This window comes from Photobacterium sp. TY1-4, from assembly GCF_025398175.1.
Classification (GTDB): Bacteria; Pseudomonadota; Gammaproteobacteria; order Enterobacterales; family Vibrionaceae; genus Photobacterium.
The window spans coordinates 2,992,765-3,009,513 of the sequence record NZ_CP099734.1 but is presented as its reverse complement, the minus strand read 5'-3'; the positions used below and the strand labels follow the sequence as shown (position 1 = coordinate 3,009,513).

Below are 16,749 nucleotides of genomic sequence, written 5' to 3'. Positions count from 1 at the left end.
TGTAAATTAAATCTTTTTGAGAGGTGCGGACGATGGGATGTTGCGATTGCGGATGTAAAACCAACAAAAAGCGACGGGCGCATCCGGCGCTGTGGGTGGTGCTGCTCCTGGTCGGACTGGCCGTATACTACTGGCAGTAGCGTTGGCACGAGATGCGATCAACATCGCCGCCCGAAGGCGGCGCTGTGTTGGTGCGATCAGCCGGGAGGCGGATCAGGCGGCTTCTTGCGCCAGGACGGCAAATGCGTAATCTGCCGCTTCCAGTGTGGCGTCAATTTCCTTGTCGCCGTGCGCCAGGGAAGTAAAGCAAGCTTCATAAGCCGACGGTGCCAGGTAAACGCCTTTTTCCAGCATCAGGTTAAAGAAGCGCTTGAAGCGTTCGATGTCACACTTGGAGACGTCGCTGAAGGTGGTGACGCTTGGCTGATCGGTGAAGAAGAAGCCGAACATCGCGCCGACCTGATTGGTTTGCAGGGCAATGCCGTGTTTCTCTGCCAGGGCCTTGAAGCCGTCTGCCAGACGCTTGGTGGTATTGGCCAGGCGCTTCTCGTTACCTTCCTGAGTCAGCACGCTCAGACACGCATGGCCAGCAGCCATGGCAACCGGGTTGCCGGACAGGGTCCCTGCCTGGTAGACCGGGCCGGTTGGCGCGACATATTCCATCACTTCACGACGGCCGCCAAAGGCACCGACCGGCATACCGCCGCCAATGACTTTACCCAGCGTGGTCAGATCCGGTTTGATGTTGTAGTAGCCTTGCGCGCCGCCTTCTGAAACACGGAAGCCGGTCATGACTTCATCCAGGATCAGCAGGGCGCCGAACTCATCACAGATCGCGCGCAGGCCTTCCAGGAAGCCCGGGACCGGTGGGATACAGTTCATGTTCCCGGCCACCGGTTCAACAATGATACAGGCGATGTCCTGCGGGTGGGTGGCAAAGGCTTCGCGCACAGAATCTAAGTCGTTGTAGGTGCAAGTCAGGGTGTGCTTGGCGAAATCAGCCGGAACCCCCGGAGAGCTTGGCTGACCCAGCGTCAGGGCGCCGGAGCCGGCTTTGACCAGCAGGCAGTCGGCGTGGCCGTGGTAGCAGCCTTCGAATTTGACGATTTTGTCGCGGTTGGTAAAGCCGCGCGCCAGGCGGATGGCACTCATGGTGGCTTCGGTCCCGGAGCTGACCATACGGACCATCTCCATCGACGGTACCAGTGTGGAGACCAGCTCGGCCATGATCACTTCCATTTCCGTCGGCGCGCCGAAGCTCAAGCCCTGCTGGGCTGCGTTGATCACGGCATCGCGGATCGCGACATGGTTGTGACCCAGGATCATCGGACCCCATGAGCCGACATAGTCGATATAGGCTTTGCCGTCAGCATCAAAGATGTAGGCACCGTCGGCGCGTTCAATAAATAGCGGGCTGCCACCGACACCGGCAAAGGCGCGGACGGGAGAGTTCACACCGCCAGGAATCGTCTTCTGTGCTTGGGCAAATAGATCTGCTGACTTGCTCATTGTGCTGTCCTGTTTCCATTATGATCGGATTTGAATGCCCGGCATTGTACCTAATCTTCCGGGAACTTGGCGAATGAATTCCCGGATTGTGAGCCGTTAAGACGTTGGGCCGAATGCCAATACAAATGGAAAACTAGTTTGCAACATTGATGATATGAAACTGTGACCGGCTCGGATATTCTTTTGGATACGTAGACCCCTTCCTGCTGCCCTGTCCGGGCAACCTGTGCAACATAACGGCTGATTCATGACTGATAACACCCAAGACGCTTCGGCGCCCGAACCCCTGCAGCCCAGCGGGCTGGTGCGGCGCTTTCTCGCGCGCGATAAAACCCCGGTTTCTGTGCTGTTTATTTCGGCGCTGGTGGGGTTGGCTGCCGGTCTGATGGCGACCTTGTTTGAAATCACCGTTCACTGGGTGTCGGGCCAGCGCACGGCCTGGCTGCGGGATGTGCTCAGCAGCACCTTGCCGCTGTGGCTGGCGGCATTTTTGATCAGCGCCGCTCTGGCATGGGTCGGCTACTGGCTGGTGCAGCGGTTTGCGCCGGAAGCTGCCGGTTCTGGGATCCCTGAAATTGAAGGCGCGATGGATGATATTCGGCCGGTGCGCTGGTGGCGGGTGCTGCCGGTGAAGTTTATCGGCGGATTAGGGGCGCTGGGCTCGGGCATGGTGCTGGGCCGGGAAGGCCCGTCGGTGCAGATGGGCGGCAACCTCGGCCGGATGGTGGCCGATCTGTTCCGGCTCAAGGATCATGAAGGTCAGCATGCCCTGCTGGCCGCCGGGGCCGCCGGGGGACTGGCGGCGGCATTCAATGCTCCGCTGGCGGGGATCATGTTTGTGGTCGAGGAGATGCGGCCCCAGTTCCGCTACAGCCTGATCTCAATTAAATGTGTGCTGATCTCTGCCGTTGTGGCCAATATTGTGTTTCGCAGCCTCCAGGGGCAGGATGCAGTGATCACCATGCCGCAGTATGCCGCGCCGGAGCTGAATGCGTTGTGGCTGTTTTTATTGCTCGGGATGGCATTCGGGATCTTCGGTGTGGTGTTCAACCGCCTGGTCACGCTGGCGCAGGACGGATATAACCGGCTCTACCGCGGGCGACGCGGCCGTCCCGTAGTGATCGGCAGCCTGCTGGGCGGTTGTTTTGGTCTGATGCTGCTGTATTTGCCGGAGCTGACCGGGGGCGGGATCGCCTTGATCCCGAGCGCGACCCGGGGAGATTACAGTATGGATCTGTTGTTGTTGCTGTTTCTCGGCCGGGTGGTGACCACCCTGCTGTGCTTTGGCTCCGGCGCGCCGGGGGGGATTTTCGCGCCGATGTTGGCGCTCGGGACCCTGTTCGGGACCGCGTTCGGCGTGCTGGCCCAGCAGTTGTTTCCGGACTTGGCGCTGGAGCCGGGAATGTTTGCAATTGCCGGGATGGGAGCGCTGTTTGCCGCCACGGTGCGGGCGCCGATCACCGGGATCCTGCTGGTGATAGAGATGACCAACAACTACCATCTGATCCTGCCGCTGATCATTACTACCTTGGGCGCGACCATGCTGGCGCAGGTGCTCGGGGGTCGGCCGATCTATTCACAATTGCTGCACCGCAAGATGGCGCAGGAAAAAATCGCGCAAAGAAGTGGACACGCGGTGGTCAATACTTGAACGCGTCAGTCAGGTATTAGATAATCAGATCAACTCCCGTATCTGTTTGAGAGGTTTTTAATGAGCGATGCCAATTTGCCGCTGAATTTTTCTGATGTTGCAGCGAATAAAGTCAAAGCGCTAATCGCCGAGGAAGAAAACCCGGAACTGAAACTGCGTGTGTACATCACAGGTGGCGGATGTAGCGGTTTCCAGTATGGCTTCACGTTCGATGAAAAAGTGAATGAAGGCGACACCACGATTGAGAACAGTGGGGTGACCCTGGTGGTTGACCCGATGAGCCTGCAGTACCTGATCGGCGGAACTGTCGATTACACTGAAGGTCTGGAAGGTTCGCGCTTTTTCATCGACAACCCGAATGCCACTACCACGTGTGGCTGCGGCGCGTCTTTCAGCGTGTAATACTTTTCAGCGTGTAATACTTTTCGGCATGTCGTGCTTTACAGCAGGTCATGCCAAGGTCGTTTGTCATCCCAAGGTGCAATACAGTCGTAGTACTAAGGCGTAATGCAGGACCAAAGTATGGCGAGCCCGGCCCCGGCCGCGCTGGTAAACATAAAAAAACCGTCCCCCTTACAGGTGACGGTTTTTTTGTAGGTCTTGCCGCAGCGTTTAACTGCGGTTGGTGACCAGCGTGCTGTTGTCTGCCAGGAACTGGCTGAACTGGGAAAGCTGTCCCAGCCGCTCGGCTGCAAACTTCTTAAACTGGGTGCGCTCAGCCCCTTTCAGCGACTGCGCTTCCGGCAGTTTGACGGTACGTGGATTCTTGTGCACGCCATTGACCAGGAATTCGTAGTGTAGGTGGGCACCCGTCACCCGCCCGGTGCTGCCCAAGGTGCCGACCGTCTGTCCCTGTTTGACCCGTTCACCGGTTTTCACCTTGCGCTTGGTCATGTGCAGGTACTTGGTGATATAGGTCGAGCTGTGGCGAATAAACACATAGTTGCCGTTAAACTGGTTATAGCCGGACTTCATGACCACGCCGTCCCCGGCAGCCCAGATTGGGGTGCCCACTGGCGCGACATAGTCGGTGCCACGGTGTGCTTTGACCTTTCCGGTGACCGGATGTAGGCGGCGCGGGTTGAAATTGGAGCTGACATAGCGGAAGTTGATTGGCGAGCGCAGGAAGGCCTTGCGCATGGCGCGGCCGTCGGCGTCGTAATAGTTGCCGTCTTTACTGCGCACGGCGGTAAAGGTTTCACCCAGGTTGGTGAAGGTGGCAGCCAGAATATTGCCGCGGCCGATCAGCTCGCCTTCGACAAACTGCTCTTCAAACAGGACCGAGAAGCTGTCGCCCTGACGGATATCCAGGGCGAAGTCGACGTCCCAGCCGAAAATTCCGGCCAGCTCCATGATCTGGTTCGGGGTCAGTCCCGCTTGCTCGGCGGCATTCCAGAAACTGGAGGTAATGATGGCCCGGGCAAAGTTAACCCGGGTATCGATGGTTTTGCTGTCGGTACGGGAGTGGTAACTGTCCCCGGCCCGGGTGATCACCAGCGTCTCGGTGCCGCTTTTGGGTTGAATGAGCTGAATGAGTTCATTGTTCTCATCAAAGCCGAACTTGAGGATATCGCCGGGGCGCAGGTGGGACAGCGTTTTGGTACCTTCATCGGCATTGACGACCTGAAACAGGGCTCGGGGGGAGAGGCCGACCTGATCGAATACGACGGCCAGGCTTTCACCGGATTTGACGGTGTGATTTTTCCACTTTAACTCCGGGACCACCGGCTTTTCATCTCCCGCCATCGGTCGAAGCTGGTTGGCGTTGACATCGATATCGAGCGGGTAAAGTTTGCCCACTTCAAACTTTCGCTCCGGATGTCCCTGATGTTCTGTGCCCGGGACCAGGAGCAGCACGACCACCAGCGCACTCAGCGCAGTGATCAGAATCTGGTGCATCCTTGGCAGACGGCGAAGTTTCGATACTAGCATGAATTGGTATTTTTTTACGAAAATGGAAAAATAAGACAACAGCAAGTTTAACTGGTTTCAAAAAACATCTCTATTCAAGTAAGATGGTCAATTATCACTTTTTTGCCAATTCTGTGGGAGCGAACAAGAATGGCCAGCATTGAAAAAGCCCTAGCTGAGATCAAGCGCGGTGTCGATGAACTGATTCCGGAAGAAGAGCTGATTGCCAAGTTAAAAGAGAACCGTCCATTACGTATTAAATTGGGTGCTGACCCAACGGCTCCGGATATTCACCTTGGCCATACGGTAATTCTGAATAAGCTGCGTACATTTCAGGAGCTGGGCCACGATGTGACCTTCCTGATTGGTGACTTCACCGGGATGGTCGGTGATCCGACCGGGAAGAACACCACGCGCCCGCCGCTGACTCGCGAAGACGTACTGCGCAATGCAGAAACGTACAAAGAGCAGGTGTTTAAAATCCTGGACCCGGCAAAAACCAAGATTGAATTTAACTCGAGCTGGCTGTCCGACCTGGGTGCCGAAGGGATGATCCGCCTGGCGGCCAACCAGACGGTTGCCCGGATGCTGGAACGTGACGACTTTAAAAAGCGTTACAACGAAGGCCGCCCGATTGCGATCCATGAATTTATGTATCCGCTGCTGCAGGGCTATGACTCGGTCGCCATGGAAACCGATGTTGAGCTGGGCGGGACCGATCAGAAGTTCAACCTGCTGATGGGCCGCGAGCTGCAAAAAGCCAATGGTCAGAAGCCGCAGGTGGTGCTGACGTTGCCGCTGCTGGTGGGCCTGGACGGCACGAAGAAGATGTCCAAGTCGGCGAACAACTATATCGGGATTGCAGAATCACCAAGTGAAATGTTCGGTAAGATCATGTCGATTTCTGACGATTTGATGTGGAACTACTACGAACTGCTGTCTTTCCGCCCGCTGGAAGAAATCGACCAGTTCAAAACTGATATTGCCAATGGGAAGAACCCGCGCGATATCAAGATCTTGCTGGCCAAAGAGATTATTGCCCGCTTCCACTCTGAGGCGGAATCTGATGCCGCAGAGCAGGAATTCATCAACCGTTTCCAGAAAGGTGCGATGCCCGATGAAATGCCGGAGTTCGAATTCGAAGCCGGGATGGCGATTACGAACCTGCTGAAAGAAGCGGGTCTGGTGAACTCGACATCAGATGCGATGCGCATGATTCGCCAGGGCGCGGCTAAGATGGACGGCGATAAGATTGAAGATACCAAGCTGGTTCCGGCGGCAGGGACTGCCGTGTACCAGGTCGGTAAACGTAAATTTGCCCGGGTGACCCTGAAGTAATTCAGTCCATATCCCATCAAACAATTTCAAAAGGCGCCTCGGCGCCTTTTTTCATGCCTGTGGTTTTGGAACGCTTGCATTACAGCTGATCATGATTACAGGCGATAATCGTTGCGCTCGCTCGGATTTTCACTGAGATATTCAATAAACTCCCATTCAATCCCGTTGGGATCCCAGAAGTAGATCCGCTTGCGCCAGGGATGGTCTGTTGCGAGCTCATTTTCCTGATATCCCGCCGCCAGAAGCCGAGCTCTGACCCCGTCCACATCTTCGGTGACCAGGCCGATGTGGTTGATACCGCTGTCCCGGTAGGGGGCGCGATCAGTGTCGGTACGGTCCGTGACTCCCTGGAGCGCGAGATAACTGGTTTCGGTGCCGATATGACACCATGGGTAAGTGTCGGTTTGTCCGCGATGGCGCACTTGAAAAGCAGGCAGGGCGGTTTGCAGAAACGCGATGGTCTGGTCAATATCGGTCACGGTGAGATTGGCATGTTCGACGTAGGGGATCATGGTGCCTCCGAATTATTAGTAATGTTTTTTATTTACTAATAACCATAGCCGCCATTTTTGATAAATAAAGTTTTTTGTTTATTTATGGTGGGGAAGGATAAAGAAAACCGCCAGGAGTGGCGGTTTTAATGAGGTAGAATGCAACGATGGACGACGGTTTGCGAGGCAGATCAGTTTCGGGGCGCAAACGTCGGCAGGGATAAATGCCAACGAATCGCGGCCAGTCGGATCGTCAGGGTCGTCGCGATCCCGGCCAGGGTGGCAACATTCACATCGGCGTTGAGCTGCAGGGCGGTGGTATGGACAATGCCGCCCAGAATACAGGCCGTCGCATAGACTTCGGTTCGCAGCACCATCGGGATTTCACGCGCCAGCACATCCCGGATCACCCCGCCGCCACAGCCGGTCATGACCCCCATGATGACCGCCACCATCGGGGTGGCACCAAATCGCAGCGCTTTCTCAACGCCGATGGCAACAAACACCGCCAGACCGATGGCATCGGCAACCGGGAGGAAGTACCAGGGCATTTGCCGGGGTTTGCGGATGGCGATAATCGCGACCAGACAGGTGATGAAGATCACCCACAGATAATTGGTATCGGTGATCCAGAATACCGGAGTTGCGCCCAGCGCCATATCGCGGATGGTGCCGCCGCCAATGGCGGTCACGCTGGCCAGCACAACAATGCCGAATGGATCCATCCGTAACCGGCCCGCCAGTAATACGCCGGAAATGGCAAAAATGGCGGTGCCGAACATATCAAGAAAGTAGATAAGCATGTCTGTCCCTAAGCGCTGCGAAGTCAGAATAAAAATCGGCTGAGATTGTACGGCGAAATGTAAATGGTACAACTTACTGCGCGTGCTTTGTGACCTTATTCACAGGGAATTGCGTCGGCACGGGTCCGATGGTTATGGCTTGTCCTGCCGTACCTGCTCGAGATAGTGGCAAACCTGCTCTACCGCCTGAATCGTGCGCGGGGTTGGCCGGTTGAGCCAGTCGGCTTCCAGGTTGTAAATATGCTGATGATTGACCGCCGGAAGCTTGCCGTCCCACTTCTGCCACAGGCCGGTTTGGGTACCGGCGTGGGGCGTGCCGAAAATCACTTCCGGCTGGCGGACGACGACCTGCTCTTCGGAAACTTGCGGGTAGGCGGCTTTGCTGTCTGCAAAAATATTCTCGCCGCCGCAGTGGTTGAAGACCTGGCTGGGCCAGTTGTTGCCAGCGACGGTGATCATCGGGGACGCACTGAGCTGGTAGAAATAACGCACCGGCCGTTGCTGGCGATAGCGGGCATCCAGTTGCTGCAGCTTTTCCCGAAATGCGGCGGCTTTCTGGTGGGCCTGTGCGGGTGTGGCGGCATATTGTCCGAGCGCTTCGAGGGTCTGCGGAATGTCTTCCAGTGCTTTAGGGTTGGAGTAAAAGACGTTCAGTCCCAACTGCTCCAGCTTGGCCATTTCCCGCGGCGGATTGCCCCCTTGCCAGGCCAGAATTAAATCCGGTTTCAGGGCTATAATGCGCTCGAGTTTGATCCCCCGGTAATTGGCAACGCGCTCGAGGGATTTGGCTGCTTCCGGATAGTCGCTGTAGTCGCTGGCGGCGACCAGCTTGTCACCCAGCCCGGCGGCATACGCCAGCTCGGTGGTGTGAGGCGAGAGGCTGATCACCCGTTCGGCGGGTGCGGCCAGCAGGCTGGCTGGCAACAGCAGCAAGACACTAATAATCAGGCGCACGGTCAGGCGACTCCTTGCATGAGAATGAGCAGCACGCTCTGAATGATGACCCAGACAATCAGCCGGCGGTTGACCATCAGGTTGATTTGACTCAGGTGCAAAGCTGCCGGAGCGATGGGGCCGCCGAGGCGCGGACGCTCCATTTTACGGCTGTTATAGATGGCCGGGCCGCCCAGGGACAGCGAGAGTTTATGGCTGGTGGCGGCCAGCAGCCAGCCGGGGCCGGGCAACAGCCAGTTCTCCCCTTGCTGGCGGACTCCCTGCAGGGCAGTTTTGCCGTTATGGCCGACACAAATCAACAGGGCAAACAGGCGCAACGGAATAATATCGAGCACCGCCAGAATCCGTACCGCCGGTAAACCAAAGGCGTGGTACTCGGTGCGGCTGGGCGACCAGGTACGGGCCAGACTGACCGCCAGGCGGTACATCAGGGCCCCGATCCCGCCGGTCAACGCGAACCAGAACAGCACTCCCGCGACCAGGCGACCATAGGCCATCAGCTGAGTTTCGGCCCCGGCCTTGCCCAGGCCGAGCAGCGAGAGATTACGGGTGTCGCGATTGAGCGGTGATTCGAGTAACTGGCGGCAATAGGCTTTATCTTCGCGGCTGTAGGCGCGGATAAAGCGCTTGCTAAATTGCAGGGTGTTGCGCCAGTCCAGTGCCAGCCACAGCAGGATCAGCTGATAGATACTTTCAATCCATACCAACTGATCGACGGCGATCAGCAGCACCAGCACGGTCAGCCACATCAGCAGCCAGGCCAGACTGCCGGCGAGCAGTTGTTGCTGGCGGGACTCGTCCGGATGGTTGACCCGCTCGGCAATCCGTTGCGCGATCAACGGCCAGAACTGCAATGGATGCAGCGCCCCCGGGATCGGGAGCAACCATTGCATCACCAAAGCGCCCCACAAGACCAGCAGGGTGTGATGGGTATTCAGAACCGCCAGCAGCTCGTTCATTACTGATTCAGCAGCTCCACCATCTTGCTGACCATGGCTGATGAGCTTTTCGCCGCCAGCGGCAGGAATTCTTCGAAGCTCATTGGCGATTCTTTGTCAGCAACATCTGAAATGGCACGTACCACCACAAACGGGACGTCGAACTGATGACAGGCCTGGGCAATGGCTGCCGCTTCCATTTCAACCGCCACCACGCTTGGGAAGTGGTCACGGATGAAGGCTTGTTTCTCGGCAGAGCAGACGAAAGCATCCCCGGTGCAGATCAGGCCACGGACTGCGTGCGTGTCGCCCAGCGCGGCAAGTGCCTGCTCGGCAACATCCATCAGTTTGGCATCTGAGATGAACGCGGCTGGTTGCTGCGCCATCTGACCGATTTCGTAACCAAAAGCCGTCACATCGGCATCGTGGTAGCGTACTTCGGTTGAGATCACCACATCGCCGACATTCAGTGAGCTGTCGAAACCACCGGCAGAGCCGGTATTGAGGACGACATCCGGCTGGAATATTTCAAGCAGCACCGCAGTCCCCACAGCCGCAGCGACTTTACCAATGCCGGATTGGAGTAACACCACATCGGCACCGTTCAGGGTTCCGGTATAGAAAGTACAACCTGCCTTGGTGTGGGTGTCGCAGTGGGTCAGTTGTGCTTTCAGGATGGCCACTTCTTGTTCCATCGCACCAATAATGCCGATCTTCATGGATTCGTTCTCATCTAAGTCAATTGAAGCTCCCGGACGGGAGTCAGAATGGGCAAATTGTACCAAATAAAAAACGGGAATGGCACTGACGGCCATTCCCGTTGTCGTTCCTTGCGGCGGTTTAAACGTCGAGGTAATCGAGGATCCCTTCGGCGGCCTTGCGGCCTTCGTCGATGGCCGTGACCACCAGATCCGAGCCGCGGACGGCGTCGCCGCCGGCGAAGATTTTGGCATTGCTGGTCTGGAAGGCAAAAGCCCCCGCTTTCGGTGCCTTGATCCGTCCCCATTGATCCAGTTCAACATCATGGGCGGCCAGCCACGGCATAGCGTGAGGCTGGAAACCAAAGGCCATGATCACCGCATCGGCCGACAGCACATGCTCGCTGCCTTCGACCGGCTCCGGACGGCGTCGTCCGGCTTCATCGGGCTCACCGAGGGCGGTTTTCACCACCTTGACGCCGCTGACCCGGCCGTGCTCGTTCAGCTCAATGCTGAGCGGTTGAAGGTTGAACATGAACTTCACGCCTTCCTCGCGGGCATTTTTGACTTCCCGCTTGGAGCCCGGCATGTTGGCTTCGTCCCGGCGATAGGCGCAGATCACGTTTTTCGCGCCCTGACGGATCGAGGTGCGGACACAGTCCATGGCGGTATCCCCGCCGCCGAGGACCACGACTTTTTGATTGCGCATGTCGATAAATTCAGGGCTGTCTTCCAGTTCCATCACCCGGTAGGTATTGGAGATCAGAAACGGCAGCGCATCGTAGACGCCCGGGGCATCTTCGTTGGCCAGACCCGCGCGCATGTTTTTGTAGGTGCCGACGCCGAGGAAGACCGCATCATACTCTGCAAGCAACTGGGCCATCTCGATATCTTTGCCGACTTCGGTATTGAGGCGGAACTCAACGCCCATGTCGGTGAAGATCCTGCGACGGTTGATCATCACCTCTTTTTCCAGCTTGAACGACGGGATGCCGAAGGTCAGCAGGCCGCCGATTTCCGGGTAGCGATCAAACACCACGGGTTTGACGCCGTTGCGGACCAGGATGTCGGCACAGGAAAGGCCCGCCGGTCCGGCACCGATGATGGCGACCTTCTTGTCGGTCCATTCGACGGCAGACATATCCGGCTTCCAGCCCATCTCGAACGCCTTGTCGGTAATATACTTCTCGACATTCCCGATGGTGACGGCGCCAAAATCGTCATTGAGGGTACAAGCGCCTTCACACAGCCGATCCTGCGGGCAGACCCGGCCGCAGACCTCCGGCAGGGTGTTGGTTTGGTGCGACAGCTCCACGGCTTCAATGATCCGGCCTTCATTGGCCAGTTTCAGCCACTGCGGAATGTAGTTGTGGACCGGGCACTTCCATTCACAATACGGATTACCGCAGCCGAGGCAGCGGTCGGCCTGAGCACCGGCCTGCTGCTGGGTAAATGGCTCGTAGATTTCGACAAATTCAATCTTACGAATGTTGAGCGGCTTTTTCGCCGGATCCACCCGCGCGACATCAATGAACTGGTAAATGTTCTGGCTCATACGGCTTCCCTCCTTATTGAGCTTGAACGCGCAGCTCTGCGGCAGAGCGGCTTTGGTGACCCAAGAGGGTATTTACGTCGGCAGACTTCGGCTTGGCCAGGTAGAACCGTGGGATCCACTGGTCAAAATCGGCCAGGATTTCCTGTGCCCGGCTCGATCCGGTTTCTTCCAGATGGCTGGCGATCAGCCCGCGCAGGTGCTCCTGGTGGATCTTGAGTCCGTCCAGCGGCAGCGCCTCAATCAGCTCCGGGTTGACCCGACCGGCAAAGTCGCCGTTTTCATCCAGAATATAGGCAAAGCCACCGGTCATCCCGGCGCCGAAGTTGACTCCGGTTTTGCCGAGGATGGCCACGATCCCGCCGGTCATGTACTCACAGGCGTTATCGCCGGCGCCTTCGACCACTGCGATGGTGCCTGAGTTGCGCACCGCAAACCGCTCTCCGGCGGTGCCGGCAGCGAAGAACTTGCCACCGGTTGCACCATACAGGCAGGTGTTGCCGACAATGGTGGCCTGATTGGATTTGAAGGCCGAACCGACGGGCGGACGGATGCTGATTTTCCCGCCGGTCATGCCTTTCCCGACGTAGTCATTGGCATCCCCGGTCAGTAGCAGATTCAGGCCGCCGGCATTCCAGACCCCGAACGACTGACCGGCGGTGCCGGACAGGTGGATATTGATCGGCTGGCCGGCCATGCCCTGATTGCCGTAGCGCAGGGCAATTTCGCCGGACAAACGGGCACCAATCGAACGATCGGTGTTGCGGATCTCAAAGTAGAGATCGGCGCCGCTGCGGCTCTCAATCGCGGGGAGCGCGGCTTCAAGCAGGGCATTGCTGAGTTCAGCCTGATCAAACGGGGTATTCGGCTCGCTGCAATAGAGCGTTTTCCCTTCAACCGGCGTCGGCGCATGCAGCAGACCGTTGAGCATCAGCTTGCTTTGCTTGGCGGTATGACCTTCGAGCACAGACAGCAGATCGGTCCGGCCGATCAGGTCGGTCAGCTTCTCCACGCCCAACTGGGCCAGCAGCTCCCGCACTTCCTGGCCGAGACCGATGAAGTAGTTCATTACCTGCTCCGGCAGGCCTTTGAAGAAGTCGCGGCGCAGCTTCTCATCCTGAGTGGCCACGCCGGTGGCACAGTTGTTGAGGTGGCAGATGCGCAGGTATTTACAGCCCAGTGCGACCATCGGCGCGGTGCCGAAACCGAAGCTTTCTGCCCCCAGGATCGCGGCTTTGACCACATCTAATCCAGTCTTCAGGCCGCCGTCGACTTGCAGGCGGATCTTATGGCGCAGGCCGTTGGCGACCAGTGCCTGTTGGGTTTCCGCCAGGCCGAGCTCCCACGGGCTGCCGGCATATTTGACCGAGGTCAGCGGGCTGGCCCCGGTGCCGCCGTCGTAGCCGGAAATGGTGATCAGATCGGCATAGGCTTTGGCGACCCCGGTGGCAATGGTGCCGACCCCGGGCTCGGACACCAGCTTGACGGACACCATGGCTTTCGGATTGACTTGCTTGAGGTCGAAAATCAGCTGGGCCAGATCTTCAATCGAGTAGATGTCGTGGTGCGGCGGTGGTGAAATCAACGTCACCCCCGGCACCGCATAGCGCAGCTTGGCAATCTCCGTGGTCACTTTGTGACCCGGCAGCTGACCGCCCTCACCGGGCTTGGCACCCTGAGCCACTTTGATTTGCAGCACATCGGCATTGACCAGATAGTGCGGGGTGACCCCGAAGCGGCCGGAAGCCACCTGTTTGATCCGTGAGTTGCGCTCGGTGTTGAACCGGCGCGGATCTTCCCCGCCTTCGCCGGAGTTGGAGAAGCCGCCGAGACGGTTCATGGCAATGGCCAGCGCTTCGTGCGCTTCCGGACTCAGAGCGCCGATGGACATCGCCGCAGAATCGAAGCGCTGATACAGCTCGGTGGCTGCTTCCACGCAGTCGATATCCAGCGGGTTGTCTGAAGTTTTGAGCTTGAGCAGGTCGCGGATCGCCGCCACCGGGCGTTCGTTAACCTCTTTGGCAAAGGCCAGGTAATCCTGATAGTCCCCGGTTTTGACCGCTTGTTGCAAAGTGCCGACAACATCCGGGTTGTAGGCGTGGAATTCCCCGCCATGGACGTACTTGAGCAGGCCACCGTTGTCGATCGGCTTGCGCTTGAGCCAGGCCCGGCGGGACAAGTTGAACAGGTCCTGCTGGAAGTCGCCAAAGTCGGCACCGGCGATGCGACTTGAGACACCACGGAAACAGAGATCTACCACGTCTTCGCTCAGGCCGACCGCTTCAAACAGGGTCGAGCAGCGGTAAGAGGCAATGGTGGAGATCCCCATTTTCGACATGATCTTGTACAGGCCTTTGTTCATGCCGTCGCGGTAGTTCACCATCACTTCGCGGTACGGCTTGCTGATGGCACCGCTGTCGACCAGCTTGCCCAGCGACTCATAGGCCAGGTACGGGTAAATCGCTGTCGCGCCAAAGCCGAGCAGCACCGCAAACTGGTGCGGATCGCGGGCCGTGGCCGTTTCAGCGACGATGTTGGCGTCGCAGCGCAGATTGGCCTCGACCAGACGGGTCTGGACCGCACCGACGGCCATGGCAGCCGGGATCGGCAGTTTGTCCGAATTGATCCCGCGATCGGAAAGCACCACCAGTACGGTGCCGCTCTCGACCAGACGCTGAGCCTGATCGCAGACATCGACAATCGCCTGCTTGAGATCTTTATCGCGTGGATCGTAGTTAATGTCGATGATGCTGTTGCGGTAGAACTGGTTGTCCAGCTCCAGCAGCTGCACCAGATCGGAATACAGCAGGATCGGCGATTTGAATGCCACCCGATGGGCGTGGCCGTCGGTTTCGCAGAAGACGTTCATTTCCCGGCCGATACAGGTCGCCAGCGACATCACGTGCTTCTCCCGCAGCGGGTCAATCGGCGGGTTGGTGACCTGGGCAAACATCTGGCGGAAGTAGTCGGTCACCGAGCGCTCTTTGGAAGACAGCACTGCCATCGGGGCGTCATCGCCCATGGAGCCGGTGGCTTCCTGGCCGTTTTCACCGACCACGCGCAGCACCTGGTCCAGCTCTTCGTTGCTGATCCCGAACAGTTTCTGGTAGGTGCCCAGCTCCTGATCGTCCAGCGAGCGGCTGCCGACCTGATCGTCGCCCAGCTCTTCAAACGGCACCAGGCGTTTGACATGGCTGTCCATCCACTCTTTGTACGGGTGGCGGCCCATGAGATCGTTATCAATATCGGCGGAATGCCAGATCTTGCCGAATTTGGTGTCGATCACCAGTAATTCGCCCGGTCCGACCCGGCCTTTCTCTGCCACTTCATCCGGGGCGTAGTCCCAGATCCCGACTTCTGAGGCCAGGGTGATCAGCTTGTCTTTGGTGATCACATAGCGCGCCGGGCGCAGGCCGTTGCGGTCGAGGTTACAGGCGGCATAGCGGCCGTCGGACATCACGATCCCGGCCGGTCCGTCCCACGGCTCCATGTGCATGGTGTTGAAATCGTAGAAGGCACGCAGGGCCGGATCCATATCCGGGTGGTTCTGCCAGGCCGGCGGCACCAGCATCCGCATGGCGCGGAACAGATCCATTCCGCCGGACAGGAACAGCTCCAGCATGTTATCTAAGCTTGACGAGTCGGAGCCGGTTTCGTTGACGAACGGCGCGGCGTTTTGCAAATCCGGCAGCAGCGGGGAGGAGAACTTATACGCCCGCGCCCGCGCCCACTGGCGGTTCCCGGCGATGGTGTTGATTTCCCCGTTGTGCGCCAGATAGCGGAACGGTTGGGCCAGCGGCCAGCGCGGCTGGGTGTTGGTGGAAAACCGCTGGTGGAACAGACAAATGGAAGATTCCAGGCGGATATCGCCCAGATCCCGGTAAAACTTCGGCAGGTCGGCCGGCATACACAGGCCTTTATAGACGGTGACCTGAGTCGACAGACTACAGATATAAAAGTCCGGATCGCTGTCGATGCGTTTTTCAATCCGGCGACGGGCCATATAGAGGCGGCGATCGACATCGCGAGGCTTCCAGCCTGCCGGGGCATTGACAAACACCTGCTCGATTTGCGGCAGGGATTCGGTGGCGATCGGGCCCAGCACGGCCGGATTGACCGGGACTTCGCGCCAGCTGACGATCGACAGGGTTTCTTTGGCCAGCTCTTCGTTGACAATGGTCCGGGCCTGCTCGGCCTTGACGGGATCCTGACTGAGGAAAATCATCCCGACGGCATATTCACGGGCCAGCTTCCAGCCCGCTTCTTCGGCGACGGTGCGAAAGTAACTGTCCGGCTTCTTCATCAGTAAGCCACAGCCGTCACCGGTTTTGCCGTCTGCGGCAATCCCGCCACGGTGGGTCATACGATCCAATGCGGATATGGCTGTTCGGACGAGTTTATGACTGGTTTCGCCTTCAATATGGGCGATTAAACCAAAGCCACAGTTATCCTTTTCCAGCGTTGGGTCATACAGTGTCATTGCAACTCTCCCTTGCTTCTGCCCGCTCCGGGCAGTCTTACTGCATATTTATGGCGATCTCCCTGATCGCCATCTGTGCTTCCAGCATCCTTTGAAGTTAACGATATTTTACAAAAAGGTCAAATTCATATCACAGGAGCAGTAAAATCTCGTATCTATGAACAGGGTTCGGCGTAACATATTGGAATTCATTTGTTTTTACTTTTTCTGCAACAATAAATTCACATTTTAGTGCAGGAAAAACGGGCTGGGAACTGTCTGAAAAGTTAGAACTTTCTTGCTCATGTTCGGGGGGGAAGGGTGGGCTATACCAAATCAGGATTCACCAGGATCAGGCAACGCCTGCTCGGGAATCCTGATTCATTCGGTCACAAAAAGCCGGCTCATGAGAGCCGGCTTGGTTTTCAGGATAATACTGAATGGA

Annotated in this window: 12 protein-coding genes; 3 read left to right on the top strand and 9 right to left on the bottom strand. The window is 57.7% G+C overall.

Features of this window, described 5'->3' with window-relative positions; all coding sequences use genetic code 11:
- Positions 1–213: 213 nt before the first annotated feature.
- Positions 214–1,509 carry a glutamate-1-semialdehyde 2,1-aminomutase gene (hemL, locus tag NH461_RS13990; RefSeq protein ID WP_261600938.1) on the bottom strand — a complete coding sequence of 432 codons (1,296 nt, stop codon included), beginning with the start codon at positions 1,507–1,509 and terminating at the stop codon, positions 214–216.
- A gap of 247 nt (positions 1,510–1,756) precedes the next feature.
- Between hemL and clcA the strand changes: the two genes are divergently transcribed.
- Entirely contained in the window at positions 1,757–3,160 is a 1,404-nt protein-coding gene (gene clcA / locus NH461_RS13985) for a H(+)/Cl(-) exchange transporter ClcA (protein ID WP_261600937.1), read from the top strand.
- 60 nt (positions 3,161–3,220) lie between these two features.
- Positions 3,221–3,562, top strand: a complete 342-nt coding sequence (gene erpA, locus NH461_RS13980; protein WP_261600936.1) for an iron-sulfur cluster insertion protein ErpA — start codon at positions 3,221–3,223, stop codon at positions 3,560–3,562.
- A 210-nt stretch (positions 3,563–3,772) separates the two neighbouring features.
- Here the strand turns inward: erpA and NH461_RS13975 are convergent, their stop codons facing one another.
- Positions 3,773–5,092: a peptidoglycan DD-metalloendopeptidase family protein gene (locus NH461_RS13975; protein WP_261600935.1), complete on the bottom strand. Its 1,320-nt coding sequence runs from the start codon at positions 5,090–5,092 to the stop codon at positions 3,773–3,775.
- 129 nt (positions 5,093–5,221) lie between these two features.
- Here NH461_RS13975 and tyrS point away from each other — a divergent pair, with 129 nt between their 5' ends.
- Positions 5,222–6,409, top strand: coding sequence for a tyrosine--tRNA ligase (tyrS, locus tag NH461_RS13970; protein ID WP_261600934.1), 1,188 nt, complete (start codon positions 5,222–5,224; stop codon positions 6,407–6,409).
- Between the two features lie 95 nt (positions 6,410–6,504).
- Here the strand turns inward: tyrS and NH461_RS13965 are convergent, their stop codons facing one another.
- The 7 genes from NH461_RS13965 to gltB all read right to left on the bottom strand — a co-directional run bounded on the left by NH461_RS13965 (position 6,505) and on the right by gltB (position 16,325).
- Complete coding sequence (locus NH461_RS13965) at positions 6,505–6,921, bottom strand: VOC family protein (protein WP_261600933.1); 417 nt, start codon at positions 6,919–6,921, stop codon at positions 6,505–6,507.
- A gap of 170 nt (positions 6,922–7,091) precedes the next feature.
- Complete coding sequence (locus tag NH461_RS13960; protein ID WP_261600932.1) at positions 7,092–7,703, bottom strand: TRIC cation channel family protein; 612 nt, start codon at positions 7,701–7,703, stop codon at positions 7,092–7,094.
- A 132-nt stretch (positions 7,704–7,835) separates the two neighbouring features.
- Positions 7,836–8,657, bottom strand: coding sequence for a vitamin B12 ABC transporter substrate-binding protein BtuF (gene btuF, locus NH461_RS13955; RefSeq protein WP_261600931.1), 822 nt, complete (start codon positions 8,655–8,657; stop codon positions 7,836–7,838).
- Positions 8,658–8,659: 2 nt separating this feature from the next.
- Positions 8,660–9,616, bottom strand: coding sequence for a cobalamin biosynthesis family protein (locus NH461_RS13950; protein WP_261600930.1), 957 nt, complete (start codon positions 9,614–9,616; stop codon positions 8,660–8,662).
- The gene (gene mtnN / locus NH461_RS13945) at positions 9,616–10,314 is read right to left on the bottom strand and encodes a 5'-methylthioadenosine/S-adenosylhomocysteine nucleosidase (protein ID WP_261600929.1); all 699 of its coding nucleotides are present in this window, start codon (positions 10,312–10,314) and stop codon (positions 9,616–9,618) included. The genes NH461_RS13950 and mtnN overlap by 1 nt, the downstream gene beginning before the upstream one ends.
- Positions 10,315–10,435: 121 nt before the next feature.
- Complete coding sequence (locus NH461_RS13940) at positions 10,436–11,848, bottom strand: FAD-dependent oxidoreductase (RefSeq protein ID WP_261600928.1); 1,413 nt, start codon at positions 11,846–11,848, stop codon at positions 10,436–10,438.
- A gap of 13 nt (positions 11,849–11,861) precedes the next feature.
- Positions 11,862–16,325, bottom strand: coding sequence for a glutamate synthase large subunit (gene gltB / locus NH461_RS13935; protein WP_261600927.1), 4,464 nt, complete (start codon positions 16,323–16,325; stop codon positions 11,862–11,864).
- Positions 16,326–16,749: the final 424 nt, after the last annotated feature.

Coding starts and splice junctions, on each gene's coding strand:
- hemL (WP_261600938.1), bottom strand. CDS start 1,509: ATGAGCAAGTCAGCAGATCTATTTGCCCAAGCACAGAAGACGATTCCT.
- mtnN (WP_261600929.1), bottom strand. CDS start 10,314: ATGAAGATCGGCATTATTGGTGCGATGGAACAAGAAGTGGCCATCCTG.
- gltB (WP_261600927.1), bottom strand. CDS start 16,325: ATGACACTGTATGACCCAACGCTGGAAAAGGATAACTGTGGCTTTGGT.
- NH461_RS13965 (WP_261600933.1), bottom strand. CDS start 6,921: ATGATCCCCTACGTCGAACATGCCAATCTCACCGTGACCGATATTGAC.
- NH461_RS13975 (WP_261600935.1), bottom strand. CDS start 5,092: ATGCTAGTATCGAAACTTCGCCGTCTGCCAAGGATGCACCAGATTCTG.
- NH461_RS13940 (WP_261600928.1), bottom strand. CDS start 11,848: ATGAGCCAGAACATTTACCAGTTCATTGATGTCGCGCGGGTGGATCCG.
- NH461_RS13950 (WP_261600930.1), bottom strand. CDS start 9,616: ATGAACGAGCTGCTGGCGGTTCTGAATACCCATCACACCCTGCTGGTC.
- erpA (WP_261600936.1), top strand. CDS start 3,221: ATGAGCGATGCCAATTTGCCGCTGAATTTTTCTGATGTTGCAGCGAAT.
- NH461_RS13960 (WP_261600932.1), bottom strand. CDS start 7,703: ATGCTTATCTACTTTCTTGATATGTTCGGCACCGCCATTTTTGCCATT.
- tyrS (WP_261600934.1), top strand. CDS start 5,222: ATGGCCAGCATTGAAAAAGCCCTAGCTGAGATCAAGCGCGGTGTCGAT.
- clcA (WP_261600937.1), top strand. CDS start 1,757: ATGACTGATAACACCCAAGACGCTTCGGCGCCCGAACCCCTGCAGCCC.